Genomic DNA, 13,055 nt, shown 5'->3' on the forward strand with positions numbered 1-13,055 from the left:
ACGCCCTCGCCACCGGCAAGCTGGACTTCATTGTCCGTGCCGGCCCTTGGGCGTCCATAATCGCTTATCATCGGTAGATTTGTGCCGATGACCTGAAACCGCCATCTGCGGTATCCAATAAACCGCCTAGCCGGCACATCTTCCGAAATCCGGCGGTCCCCTGTCTTTTTGAGTTCCGGCTTGATGACACATCAGAACGATCTGCGCTTGGGCATTTCTATGGGACGTTCCGTAACGCGGGAGATCGGCCGAAGGTAAGCCGCGTGCAAACGATAGCGCTGACGCCGCTTGTGAGAGCGCCACGCGCGCACGGCGTACCCAACTGCGAAGCCAACAAACAAAATCGGAAGCAGCACTAGAAATGGCATCATCGAGAAGTCTCAGCTTGCAGAGCGGTTGCGCTTTTTCGAATGAGCGGCGAGGACATCATGAGCGGCCCTTTATTCCTTGTGCGTATTGAAACCACTCTGCGACCATACAACTTGACCCAACGTCCGATTCAAGCCCTGTGAGACTCTCGCCCGGAACGATATTTTGCCGCAGAAACCGTAGCCGACATAGCTTCACTCAAAGTCCGTATTCTCTCGACAAACTTGCGGTTGGTTGAACGGCCCATGCGGCGACGCTCGTCTCTCGCCAGCCGTGCTATGAGAAACGAACACCAAATCACCCGAACGCATTGACTAGGCCGCCAGATCAACTCGCTATGGATTGATCACGATAGGCACCTGAAACGCGGTGCCGTCTTGATAATTTGGCGCGGCAGGCGGAGATGGTGCGGCTCTTCGAGTCAGAAAGGAGAGCCCTGCCTGTTGCGGCGGTCGCCTGCAGGTTGGCACAGGGTTGACCGCTTCCTCAGAACTCCTAGATGGAGGCTCCTCTCGACTACAATCCGAAGGCTGCGAAATGAAGGTCAAAGAGCTTATCGAGCTTCTGTCAGGATGTGAGCAAGATGCTGATGTCATCATTCCGGACTCGTCTTCGCCACGCGAGGCTTTCGCAGTGGTGAAAGCCGTCCAGACTGGTTGGATTTATAATCCACAGCTTGCGGTCGAGGATATGTCATTTTGGATTGACGGTCTCGACTATGCTGAACCGCCGCGCGGTAGCTATATAGCTCGTGGAGTGAGGTTGCTCGGTCCGAGATGTGGACCTGTCCTGGCAATCCAATAGATTGCCCAGAAAGAAGCAACTAATGTCGTTGATACTCTAGCCATCGATTGTCTTCGTTGTTCTCCGACAACGCTGTAGGGCAGCTCCCAGGCTCTTCTGCGGCCTTAGCGAGCTCATTTGTTTCGCTCCTCGAAAATCGCGCCTTGTCTATTACTTCGCACGCGACTATTTAATGCGATGAAATTTCGAGCATGGCAGATCGCAATGAAGATGAATGACCTGAAGTCGATGACTGTCGATGAGCTGTGGAGTCTCCACGAGAAGGTGTCCGCAGTTCTCGCTCAACGGATTGCGGCGGAAAAGGTCAAACTAGAGGAGCGGCTGCGAACCATCGGAAGGGGCGATAAGCTCGCCCGGCCAGGCCGTGAGCGTCGGCCCTACCCGCCCGTGCGGCCAAAGTATAGAAATCCGAAGAACCCGGAGCAAACTTGGTCGGGGCGCGGGAAACCACCGCGATGGCTCAGCCCGCAACTTCGTGCCGGCCGGAAGTTGGATGATTTCCTTATCGACCGATCTGCTCGCAAGCGCCGCCACAAGGCTTCGCAAGCCGGTTAGCAATGCCTGCTTCGATCTATGCGGCTGTGGGGCCAATTGGCGCTGAACGACTGCGGTTTTCTTCCTGCCTATGTCGCAAAAGCTCAATATCCCGGCCACGCCAGGGGTCTCGGCTCGCCCATTTCCCGCTCACCGATCGTGCAACTCGAAAGAAAAGCCGCGTGCGGCAAGCGCCTAGGGCATGGATTTTCTATGCCCTTCAACTACTGGCGACGGGTTACCGCGCCACGGACCTCTGATTGGCGAACAAGCCTATTTCGGAATCTGGCGCATCTGTTCGGGTTCGATTTACCGAAGCACCTCGGACCGTAAAGAAAAGCAGAGGCCGAGCTAACAGCTTGTATTCCTAAGCAATACGTCACCCTCCACTGCGCGAGGATAGACCGTTACCACTTCGAATGATGGCAAGAGATCAAGGATGTCTCGCAAGGACAGCTGCCCTTCATAAAGCTCGCGGTCGATATATTCCGTGTAGATGAAGCGCGTATTGCTCAAGGTCCGTCTGCCGCCAGCGATGACATCGGACTCCGCTCCCTGAACATCCATCCAGATCAAATCAATCTTGTTCAGATTAGCTTCGCTGCTCCAGTCATCCAGCCTTCGCGTTTCAACGGAGGTCGGATGATCGAATCGAACCCAATCATACTCGGCAAGGTGATTCTTTGGCCGGCGTATTGAGCCCGAGAGGTCCCATCCCTCCGCCTCTCCATCTCCATTACTTGGATGAAATTCAATATTCCCGTTTCGATCGCTAATCGCGCACTCAAACAGCCTCACATTCTTGACGTCCTGCATGTTCCTCTTAAAGCGAGCCAACGCTCGCGGGTCAGGTTCAAAGCAGTAGAACTGTGCTTCCGGGCGAAGTTGGAGAAAACGTCTCGCATCGGTTCCGTCATAAGAGCCGATGTCCAAGATAACGGGGCTTTGACTTTCCAGAAGTGAAACGATCTGGTGGTGAACTTCCAAAGGGTTAGGGTCTAGCATGCGCTTTAGGCCTCTCGCACGGATCGCTCTGAGCTTCGGTCGACTTCTTTGAACTAGGGCAGCATTTCGGTTGAACGTCGGAACTCCTTAATGCACATGCGGCGCCTGCCATGCGATGATATCAACCGAACTCTGGTGGCTTGCGTTGATCGTCTTATGCCTTGGAAGGCGGGCTTGTTGCCCGAAACGATTTAACTTCGGCGAGATTAGAACTCGTATCCGATTTGCGGGCCAGGAGCCGACTCCGGTGGTTACGCGCGAAGAGGTCGCCAAGCCGGAGGCCCCGATCATATTAAGGGGCGCTTCCGAAGCGTCGTCCGGTCTTTGAGGGCCGCTTTGATGCACGCGAGCAGCTCGCCATTGCTGAATGACTTGCACAGGAAATGCGACACACCGGCTTCCAGCGCGCGAGCTCGGTTGTCGTCGTCGAGTTCGGCCAAAAGAAGTATGGTGGGAATTTCGTTTCCGGACGCGACGAGCAGCTCATGCAAGTCTAGCCCATTCGTGCTCGGCAGCTGCATGTCCGCGATCAAGCAAGACGTGCTGATGAAATGCTTTGAATTCAGCAATTCATGTGCACTCTGGAACAGATATGGGACGCAGCCCGCTGAAATCAGCATATTCAATAATAGTTCGGACAACGCCAGATCGTCACACACGACCGAGATGATATCGAGCGTGTGGGCCATTCGCACCAGATCTAACAGGGACCTATTTTGACCCTTCGGCGCAACTTGATCGCACTGCGCACGATCCTTTTGAAGAAGCATCAGACACCTACACTCGACAGCTCTCGCCTTCGTCGGGAGGCTAAGGTGACATCGAGGCGCGCCTCAAGTGTACGGTGGTAGGTAGTCCACATCGAAGAGGTTGGAAGACCTATACGAAGGTTTGCTGACGTCGCCGACCACGTGGCTCCGGCAATATTTGGTACGAGTCGGCGAATACACGTTACTGAAATTGGCATCCGCCCTCGATGCTCGACGCAGACTTGAGAATTCCTCTCGCGGCTAACCATCCTGATACGCCCTGACGTCTCACCGGACCGGTCCGTTTTATCCGCCGTTCTCGGAAGTTCGTAAAATCAATTATATCGATAGAACATATCCGAACAGTGGATGGGTTTTCTTAGATCGGGGCAACGCGGGCGAATGACAAGGAGGGAAGGACCGCTCCGCACACTGGGTTATGGACCCATGGGCGGAGTTTTTAAAGACCCTCAAAATGGATCGATGGCCGGTCAATTGCATTCCGCCGGCGGATCGGCGTGCAGCCCGTTATCTTTCACGAGTAGGATGAGCTTGTCCTTGATCGTGCGAGCTCCAGTTTGAGGCGGGTCCAATCGGTCAGTGTCACTTGATCCGTATTTGCGCAGCCAGTGTGGCCGCTTCAGATGGGCCAATTCCGACGATACCAACGAACCCCGAGGGCGGCATCGGAATTTCCTGGCTAGTCGGCCTCCAGAGATGCAGACAGTAACGGCTGTTGTTCACGTATTCGGACTGGGGCGGATGAAGCTGCATCACGCACTCTTCCTCCTCCCAAAACAGATCCTTGACGAAGCACATCTCCTGCCAATTCGGACAACGCCGCGGTGTCGAGACGGAGACATGCTCCCAGCGCGGACGGAGCAATCCAATGATTCTTAGTTTGCAGCCGCAGGGTCCCTGCACAAAGAAGAGACCGCAAGGGCCTGATCCTGGTGCGCTGGCGAATTGTCCATATCGTACGCGACCAGCTTCGAGCTGGTCCACAATCTGCGCTCTCATGCTACCTCCTTTGCCACGCAGATACATCGGATCTGATGTAGATCACGCTCTGCTCGAACTTTCTTCGTTCCAGGCTGGCACTGCTGCGCAGTGCCAGCCTGCCCCTTCTACTGTCACGACCTACGGGCGCATGTCGCTAGGTACCCTGCCCTCGATAAAGCTGCACCGCTCTCCCGATTGACGAGACGGCCACTTCCAGATCCGTTCACGTCCTGCATCGATGAGATGCGCCATTGTGTCCTCACCGACAGCTCGGCGCTGCGTGGACGCGTCTCAACCTGGTGCGAGGAACGATCGCGCCGAAGATGGAAGCGCCCCAAACCCAGCGACTTTGAACGCTACAACTCAGCGGCAATTCCCGCGGCTCGATCGCTTGATCAACTTTGCAGAACACGACCTCGATTCGAGCCTATCAGGCGCGCATGAAGTAAAGCGCTAGTTCAGTCATCACTGACCACGCGCCGAGCTCCATTGCTCGTGCGTTACGGGTCACCAGCGCTTCGTCGTTTGAACCGAGCAGCAGCGTCTTTACGGCATTTGCCTTCAAGACCATATGTTCACCGTCGCCGTCATTCGACCACATCAAGTCGTTTCGCAGCAGTTGGGGAAGACCGTGACGGTTGCGCAGGCGACCGGCGAGAGACAACTCTGTCGTTATTTGGCCCGACGGCGGTATCGATGTTATTCAATGCAGGCCTCATTCTGCTAGTCGCCGACGTCGCCAAGCAAGGGTGACGGGCGCACTGGATGCGCCGTCTTCCCTCAAGGCTGCCCTCTCCTGAGTTGCCGGCCATGAGCGAGCGCTTCGAAACGCGCGTTTGGACCAATGGCAATCCTGACATCGCTTGTCCTCCCTTCATCGCGCATTCGACTGGAACGTTCCGCACATGCGTTGACTTCGCGGGCAGCCAACTCTCCTCGAGAGCGGACTACATCGACTCGCGTGTGGCAGTACGCTTGTTCACGATTGTCGCTAGTCCTACAACCTGACGCTACGTTAGATTCAAGTCATTCCAACAACGCAGCCAAGCCTTATTTGTCCACCGGCGAGCAACGCACTCTCTGCTGTCGGCGCGACATTTGCCGCTCAACAAGATGGTAGCGATTGATGAAACTGGCAGATAAAAGAGCAGCTTCGGTGCGGCGTTAAACCGCCAGGCGCTCGGAGAGGGATTGCCAATTCCGGCCACGAACTCTGCTAAGCAGTTGGCGCGAGTTAAAGAAGGGGACTAGTCATGCAAGCGCGGCGAGCTTGGACCATCAAATCGCTAACACATCGAGATGCGGACATCGAACGACTTCAGGCTCAGATGAACGAACTGAACCAACGCCTGAACGAACTTAGATGTCCCGTTCTAGATCGGTCGAATGTAGCGGCTATTCGGGCAAGAGCACTTACGCTATCTCGGGAAATTGACGAGATCCGTTGCTCGGCGAGCGGGATTGACGCGTTAACAGAACTTCTCCGAAGATAGTCTGGGCTCGTTGCGGCGTCGTAGCAACGCAGTTCTGCCACCGCGAAGACGCGATGCCGCCGCCTCCACATGCCCTTCGGCCTCTTCGCCAGCTCGCATCCGATGTTCGAGAGCCCCCAACCACAATCTGTCCATGGTTTGACCGTGAAGTCCCCTGGCATCTCGTTCTGGCGGAGAACAATTGGACCGGCGGGTCGCTCTCCGGTCGAGCCTCCCTCGGCAATAGTTGCATGATTGTGCAAATCCAACGACGGGTCTCGACGTGCTGCTGCTACTCCTTCCACCAGCGGCGCAGAGATTAGCCTCGCTGCCGAGCCAGCACGAGCTGGTCGCCATCGCACTGCATCAAAGGCGTCAGGCCTGCATAGTTCGTCGTAGTTCTCTGATACTCGTCCGATCGATTTAGCGGCAGACCCGCCCACTAAGCTCCTTGCGATCGAGTTCGCCTTCCCACCAAGCGACGACCACGCAGGCGACGCCGTTGCCGCAGAGATTGGTCAGCGCGCGGCATTCGCTCATGAATTTGTCGATACCGAGCACGATTGCCATGCCCGGCACGAGCCGCGGATCGACTACCGCCAGCGTCGCGGCGAGCGTGATGAAGCCCGCTCCGGTGATGCCGGAGGCGCCTTTCGAGGTCAGCATCGCCACCACCAGGATGGTGAGCTGCTGGCCCAAAGTGAGATCGAAGCCGAGCGCCTGCGCGATGAACAGGCTCGCCAGGGTCATATAGATGTTGGTGCCGTCGAGGTTGAACGAGTAGCCCGTGGGCACCACCAGGCCAACCACAGACTTGGAGCAGCCGAGCCGCTCGAGCTTCTCCATCAAGGACGGCAGCGCGCTTTCCGACGACGAGGTGCCGAGCACGATCAACAGCTCGTCCTTGATGTAAGCGAGGAACTGGAAGATCGAGAAGCCGGCAAGACGCGCGATGGTTCCGAGCACGATGAACACGAACAGCGCAGCGGTGGCATAGAACGTCACGATCAGCCCGATCAGATTGAGGATCGCACTGGTGCCGAACGTGCCGATGGTATAGGCCATCGCGCCGAATGCGCCGATCGGCGCTGCGCGCATCACGATCGAGATGACGCCGAACACGGCATGGGCGGCATCGTCGATGAAGTTTCGGATTGCGTGGCCGCGCTCACCGAGCCCCATGATGGCGAAGCCGAACAGCACAGAGAACAGCAGAACCTGGAGAATCTCGCCTTGCGCAAACGCGCCGACCACAGTGTCCGGGATGATGTGCAGAATGAAGTCAACGGTCTTTTGTCCCTCAGCGTGCTTGGCGTAGTTGACGACCGCCTTTGCGTTCGCCGCTGCGCTACCGAAGCCCGCGCCCGGGCGAACCAGATTGCCGACGACGAGCCCGATCACGAGCGCAAACGTCGAAACGATCTCGAAATAGACCAGCGCCTTGACGCCGATGCGGCCGACCTTCTTGGCGTCCTGAATGTGGGCGATGCCCGAGACCACGGTACAGAAGATGATCGGGGCGATCACCATCTTGATCAGCTTGACGAAGCCGTCGCCCATCGCCTTGATCCAGTCGTTGGTGGCGAGCGAGGGCCACAGCCAACCGACGACGGTGCCCATGACAATGGCGATCAGCACCTGGGCGTATAGAATCTTGTACCAAGGCTTCATGGGCAGCACCACGGCGCGACAATAGCGGGAGATTTCAACGGCTCATCGCTACGGCTTCAGATCAGAAGCGCGCGACAGGGCTGCAAGTTCAGTTTCCAGCTTTGGCCGGTGCTTAAAGATCGCGTCGATCAACGCCGGTACAGGCAGCTCGGCGTCCTCCACCAGCATTGCTCTCTCGGCGCGCTTGGAGGGGGCGAAGACACGCTTGACGATAGTCGGCGAGCCCTTAAGGCCGCATTTCGAGATATCTGCAACGCCTGCGTCCTGCGCGTTCCATTTGACGATGTCGGTGCGTGCCGCACGCAACGCATCCATCATGCTCCCTCGCCGAATCTCGTTTGTCGCCTCTAGCATGGTAATGAGACATGGCATCTTTGTGCGCAGCACCTGCACACCGCCTTCCGAGCGTCGCTCAACCTCGATCGCGCGCGACGCGAGATCCAGGCTCGTGATCGCGGCGACATAAGTGAGCTGCACCACTCCGAGCCGTTTGGCAATACCAGGCCCAACCTGCGCGGTATCACCATCGATCGTCTGCTTGCCGGCAAAGATGAGGTCGGGTGGCCCATACTCCTCTCCGATTTTACGAATGGCCGTTGCCAGCGCGTAAGTGGTCGCAAGCGTATCGGCCCCCGCGAAAACACGATCGGTGAGCAACACCGCGCGATCTGCACCGAACGTCAGTGCCTTTCGCAGCGAGTCTTCGGCGGCTAGCGGCCCCATGGTGAGAACAGTGACCTCGCCGCCAATCTTGTCGCGCAACTCTAGCGCTGCCTCGAGCGCGAACAAGTCGTAAGGATTGACGATCGTCGGCACACCCTGGCGCATGATGGTGTTGGTCACGGGATGCACGCGAATCTGCGCGGAGTCCGGAACCTGTTTTATACAGACGACGTTGTGCATCGACGATCTCTCCAAAGGCTGCAGGGAATTGAATTGAAACAAGTCTCATGCCTGTGAACCGACGTCCGAATTTTGGCGTCGATGTAGGGATGCGTCCGAGTCATCGAGGACAACGGTTGGTGTCTCAAGTTCAACAATTCCGACGGAACGTCGCAGATTGGACAATGTCTTTCGCAAGTTACGGCCGCATACGACGAAGCGATGTTGCGGCTGCGATTCATGAAGACATTCCATACGCGTATCCTCCGGGCGCCCTTGAGCTTGGGCGGTGTTATTGCGAATTGCCGCCAGGTCGATGAACGTTCCTGGCTCAGAGAAAGAACGGAGCGGGCCTGACGCACGAGCAGGGGCGCACCTGGCCCGCCCCTACATCACCAGGCTGGGTGGCGATGCTACGCTGAACAAAGCAAGCAACGTGCCGCAATGGAGAACAACTCGCACCAGCACCTTCCAAGGAAGGGCTGCCGAGCATCAAATCGTTCGAATCGTCAGCAACGCAACAATTGGTTGCTTCGTGATCCGTCGCGATGGGCTGGCGATAGTCCGCAATCATAGTGATCCTCTGCTTGTTGTTTTTCATCAGAGGCGTCTTTCGGCGTTCGGACTTACCTGGGGTATCCGCGATCACCGAAGAGAAGTTCGTGCGAGCTGGAGACTCGCGTTTTGAACGCGATTCATAAGTGGCGGGCCCGGACTGCCCAGCAATCCGAGCCCATAGCCTCAGCAATCCGGCGAGCCGGTTGTTCGGCTACAAATACGACGTTGATGGAGACGCTCGGAAAACGCATTGATGTCGCTCAAGAGCTCCGTACCGGAAAGTTCGGTCGCGCAACTCGCATGTGTGAATAGCGACCGACTTGAGATCGTACGATCTGATGCCATCCAAAATTCAAGACTCCTTTTACGCCGGGGGTTGAACCGTACGTAGCGTCAGGTTGTAGGGATAGTTCAACGGAGTTGCATCCTCTTGAATGAGGTCCTGCGGCCTCCGACTTTGTGCCCACGCTAGCGGCGCACTTTCGCTAGACGCCGGAAAACCCATGATGGTGGGCAGAGTTAAACGGATCTTGGCTTGCTCGACAGGACGCAGTTGCTTGCAGAGTTGGACGTTCAATAGTCCTGTCGGATGGACGCTCGCGTGATCGCCTTTAAACTAACAGGATATATCATGGCACGATTTGCGCGCCCCGCTGAACGGAGCGCCTATGGAAGGCATTGATTTGTTTGTCTTGGTCATGGCAGGGATGACCTTGGGAGGATTGGCTGCGGCCATCGCACGCGAAGGGTCTGAGCGCGAGTTTTGCTGGTGGAAGCATCTCGCATTGTGGGCTGCCGCAATCGCGCTGCTCTGCATTATCGCCCATAAGATGGTTGACGCTGAGGCTGACCGCGGCGTCGAATTAGACAGCATAAGTCCGGGCACGACGCTGCCGCTAGCCGCGAGCCCTTCCCGAGACAGCAGTTATGTGCCTCCATCCACGCAGAGTGCGACAAGCTGGCGAGGAGGGTCGCCGCCGCCAGATCTTCACGAGCGTCAACTCCCATGCCGCGAGGCTTGGTGCCCTGATGATTGATCTAAAGGATCTCTGTGAGCTCAACGCGGCAGCCGTGCAGGAAGCGGACATCGAACAACCGCACGGTCCGACATAACTCAAACTTGATGTTCCTTTCTCCGGGGGGAGCATCGTCTCCTCTGCTGCTTGGCGTGCGACGAAAGGTTTACGTCTCGGCCAGAACAGGCTTGACGTGACCACCGCTGCGGTCCTGCGTCACTGATGCGACCGAACTGTCGTCAACCTCAGCCGCCCCTTTGCGCGCATCAGCGAAGCCGGCGCAACTGCTTTATAACGCAGCTCGCCCGGCAAACGGCGCTGCCACACGCATAATCACATACAGTGCGGGCCGGAACGGCTCATCGCCGCGGCTTTCCCTGACACGAGGCTATGGCCGATGAACTGGTACACCAGAGTGCGTCAACGACCAAATCGCTCGCATATTGTATCTCTTCACGATAATGCTGCGACCAAGGACTCAGCCAAGAACACTGATATTCGGATCGATCTACCGGGAAGTGCGATGGCCCCCGTTCATCCGTCTCGCTATGAGCGGCTGCGCCGTATTGGGCGCTTTCTTGTCGAGCAACCCGGCCTCGATCAGCGCCTGTTCAATACCCATGATCTCCGAGGGATCGAGCTTCGCCGAGGGCGGCCGCACCACTGCGCGCGGCAATCCGCCGAGCAGTACCAAGACATTCTTTCATGCGGTTGTGCATATCGACGAACGGAGCGGCGTAGAACACGCGCGTCAACGGCTCGATACGATCATTGAGCCGCTTGGCCTCGGCGAGATCGTTGCCCTGCACAGCGCGGTATAGGCGCACTTGCAATTCCGCGATAGCGCTTCCGGAGCCCGATAGCAATCTATTGCAGCCGAGCACCAGCGAAGAGAACAGCCAGGCGCTGTGGGTCGTAAGCACGTTCACAGATCGCGGCAGATTTTGCAGCGTGCGCACGTGCCAGTCATGATGCGGAACGTTGCCGACCCAGTCCTTGATGGCGCAAACGGTCGGCACCTCCTCGCACAGCTTCAGCAGTGTGTCCTTCGGATAGGTTTGACCAGTTGCGAGCGGATATTGGAACACGATCAGGTCGGTCGCATCAGCGATGCACTTGAAATGAGAGAGAGCCATTTGCGGCGTCTGGCCGAGGCCGAACGCCGCCGGCGGGAACACCAGGAGCGCGGAGGCGCCACCTAACGTTGCCATGCGGGCCACGCGCGCCGCCTCGAGGCTGCCATCCGCCCAGATGCCGTTGATCAGCGGCAGCTTGGTCCCGATTTCGCCCTGCGCGATATCAAGCACACCGCGCTACTCGTCGAAACTGCAGGATGCGACCTCGGTCGAATGAGCGTTGACGGTGATGGCGGAAAGACCTTCGACCAAGCTCACATCTCGAAGGCGCTTACGTAAGCAAGCCTCGTCAATGGCCTGATTATTGTCAAACGGTAGCAGGACCGCCGGGATCACGCCGTGCGGAACATAGTTCACGTGCCGGGGCATAGCTCGTCTCCTGTCAGTCGTTCATCCGGAAATCGCGGGCAAAGCGCGCGAACCCAGAATACAGAAACGGGGTGACAAACATTTCACCATCGCCTTCACCCGGTGCGCTGAATGAGCCGACTTCTCCGATAGTCGATCGGCGGCGACGCGCACGATGCGCGCTTCTGGGATCTTTCACGACCCTCGCCAGATCTGACCTGAAATTCCGATCGCGCCGAGGACCTGGGCGGCGAAACATCGCACTTCGGCGCGGCGCAGCGTGATATCACCGGCAGGGATCAATTGATCAATCGTCCGCTTCGCGTTGCTCGGAAGCAGATGCGCTCGTCTTTGACGGCGCCTCCGTGCCGACCTGGCGCGCTTCCATCAGATCGAGGAGGGTGCGACCCTTTTCTGTGATGCGCCAGCCACCATTTACCCGCTCAACGAGCTTCTGCGAAAAAATGTCGAGGTTCGGGACACGGGCGGCCATTCTCTTGGTGCGCTCGGTCCAGTCGCGACCACTCGTCGCTAGAATGGCCATGTCGCGTTTGAGCTCCGCCATTGACGCGAATCCGTCCGGGTAGCTCACAAGGATCTTAAGAACGGTAACCTGGAAATTCACCTGCGTGGGAGATCATATTGTCCGCGCCTACCGCCACATGGTCGGTGCATCGCGAAGTGCTTCGAGGCCAATCTGTTTGAGGCGGTCGGGTATAGTTTCACCTCTGGTGGCGGCTTCCAGAAGCTTAGCGGCAACATGCGCGCGGACGCCAGTCTCGTAGCGCGAAATGCGCGCGCAGACCTCCTCGAGGACCGCGCGCAGAAGCTCGGCGGTAGCCGTATCCACCATTTGGAGATCTCCCGCGTGCCCTACATGAGGAAGATAATACGGATCGCGCGTTCCGAAATTCAAGTGGGATGAATGACCTCGCTTCCACCGTGCTTCCTGCGCCCTTATCGCAACGCCACCGGGCGGTTGGCGGGCTCGTTGTTCGATTGCGGCGGTTCGGCTTCGATCGCAATTGTCGCCGCATCTACTCTCACTTGAATTTTCGGACTTCTGCTTCGGCGCGGTGCTAGAGCTCCTTTACTTGGCGGCCATTTCTATCCGGCGCTCCACGCCAGCCTGCGCCCTGTCGAACTCCAACACAGTCCTACGAGCAGACTTATCTTCGCTTGGAGTCCAGCACAATTTCTGCGGCGGTAGAGATGGCCAGTCATGCCGTCGCCTGCCGAATTGAAAATGTGCTTGACCTTGTGATTCTTCAACGATTTTCAAACAATCGGCGCGTGAAAAAGGTTAGAGCTTGCAGTGCATGGTAGCCAGCTTTCGCGTTCGATGAGTGCAACGAGTTCGTACTTCGGCGCACAAATTCCGCGTCAGGTTGCATTTTTCGACGGATTTCACTTGTTTCGCTCACGGCGCTCCTCACGATTTGCATCTATCTTTGATTGCTCCGAAGATTGCGCTGTCCGAATAACAGGATGACGAGCCTGCGATTGCAG

The 13,055-nt window shown here is 57.3% G+C and carries 10 protein-coding genes and 1 pseudogene; 1 reads left to right on the forward strand and 10 read right to left on the reverse strand.

Features of this window, described 5'->3' with window-relative positions; all coding sequences use genetic code 11:
* Positions 1–1,401: 1,401 nt before the first annotated feature.
* Entirely contained in the window at positions 1,402–1,728 is a 327-nt protein-coding gene (locus ACV1FX_RS29570) for an H-NS histone family protein (protein WP_473121159.1), read from the forward strand.
* Between the two features lie 330 nt (positions 1,729–2,058).
* On the opposite strand, the gene ACV1FX_RS29575 is transcribed toward ACV1FX_RS29570, so the two are convergent.
* The 10 genes and pseudogenes from ACV1FX_RS29575 to ACV1FX_RS29620 all read right to left on the reverse strand — a co-directional run bounded on the left by ACV1FX_RS29575 (position 2,059) and on the right by ACV1FX_RS29620 (position 12,399).
* Positions 2,059–2,712, reverse strand: coding sequence for an FkbM family methyltransferase (locus ACV1FX_RS29575; RefSeq protein ID WP_473121090.1), 654 nt, complete (start codon positions 2,710–2,712; stop codon positions 2,059–2,061).
* Between the two features lie 287 nt (positions 2,713–2,999).
* A complete protein-coding gene (locus ACV1FX_RS29580) occupies positions 3,000–3,401 on the reverse strand; it encodes a response regulator (RefSeq protein WP_473121091.1) in 402 nt (133 codons plus the stop codon).
* Between the two features lie 663 nt (positions 3,402–4,064).
* Complete coding sequence (locus ACV1FX_RS29585) at positions 4,065–4,508, reverse strand: DUF7694 domain-containing protein (protein WP_473121092.1); 444 nt, start codon at positions 4,506–4,508, stop codon at positions 4,065–4,067.
* A gap of 385 nt (positions 4,509–4,893) precedes the next feature.
* Positions 4,894–5,064 carry a hypothetical protein gene (locus ACV1FX_RS29590; protein WP_473121093.1) on the reverse strand — a complete coding sequence of 57 codons (171 nt, stop codon included), beginning with the start codon at positions 5,062–5,064 and terminating at the stop codon, positions 4,894–4,896.
* A gap of 1,294 nt (positions 5,065–6,358) precedes the next feature.
* The gene (locus tag ACV1FX_RS29595) at positions 6,359–7,606 is read right to left on the reverse strand and encodes a dicarboxylate/amino acid:cation symporter (protein ID WP_473121094.1); all 1,248 of its coding nucleotides are present in this window, start codon (positions 7,604–7,606) and stop codon (positions 6,359–6,361) included.
* A 48-nt stretch (positions 7,607–7,654) separates the two neighbouring features.
* On the reverse strand, positions 7,655–8,509 hold the full coding sequence (locus ACV1FX_RS29600; RefSeq protein ID WP_473121095.1) for an electron transfer flavoprotein subunit beta/FixA family protein: 855 nt from the start codon (positions 8,507–8,509) through the stop codon (positions 7,655–7,657).
* A 2,164-nt stretch (positions 8,510–10,673) separates the two neighbouring features.
* Entirely contained in the window at positions 10,674–11,369 is a 696-nt protein-coding gene (locus ACV1FX_RS29605; RefSeq protein ID WP_473121096.1) for a dihydrodipicolinate synthase family protein, read from the reverse strand.
* Positions 11,370–11,375: 6 nt separating this feature from the next.
* The gene (locus tag ACV1FX_RS29610; protein WP_473121097.1) at positions 11,376–11,567 is read right to left on the reverse strand and encodes a hypothetical protein; all 192 of its coding nucleotides are present in this window, start codon (positions 11,565–11,567) and stop codon (positions 11,376–11,378) included.
* A 328-nt stretch (positions 11,568–11,895) separates the two neighbouring features.
* Positions 11,896–12,171 (reverse strand): annotated as a pseudogene (locus ACV1FX_RS29615) (hypothetical protein); the annotation flags it as partial.
* A gap of 27 nt (positions 12,172–12,198) precedes the next feature.
* Complete coding sequence (locus ACV1FX_RS29620; protein WP_084801537.1) at positions 12,199–12,399, reverse strand: hypothetical protein; 201 nt, start codon at positions 12,397–12,399, stop codon at positions 12,199–12,201.
* Positions 12,400–13,055 lie beyond the last annotated feature (656 nt).

Source organism: Bradyrhizobium ingae (genome assembly GCF_055791185.1).